This window comes from Lysinibacillus sp. 10T31 (assembly GCF_056394365.1).
This window is the reverse complement of the sequence record NZ_JBFTHS010000239.1, coordinates 1-398: the sequence shown is the minus strand read 5'-3', so window position 1 is coordinate 398 and position 398 is coordinate 1. Positions and strand designations below refer to the sequence as shown.

Sequence of the window (398 nt, the reverse complement as noted above, 5' to 3'; positions counted from 1 at the left end):
CGGCAAGTCCCTGCCGATCAAGGTCAGAGTAAGGTCTGGCGATCCTGATTTTGCGTATCTGGCGCCTGGTCAACACGTGACGCTGTTTCTGCACGGCGTCACCCCCGCCCCCGACAGCCAGCAAAAATATTTCGAAATGCAGACCTCCAACGCTTACAACGGGTTTGTTATTAAGCCCATGCTCACGTGACAGAACACGTGCCCCTCGTGATTCAGGCTGTCGGGTGCCGACAAGAGCGGTCTTGCATACCGATGTTCACCAGCGCAAACATCTTCCACGACGCAGGCGCCAACCTTTGGTGGCCTGCTACAAGTCATCAGCAAACTCAGGTCTGCACGCTCAGAAGCGTTCGCTTATTTCTGTTTTCTGCCGCTCACTTTTTCAACGTGTATTTCTC

The 398-nt window shown here is 54.0% G+C and carries 1 protein-coding gene; it reads left to right on the top strand.

The window, feature by feature from the left end; all coding sequences use genetic code 11:
- The coding region (locus AC1DCY_RS27825; protein WP_477356051.1) for a hypothetical protein at positions 1-190 on the top strand (190 nt) is incomplete at its 5' end.
- Between the last annotated feature and the right edge of the window lie 208 nt (positions 191-398).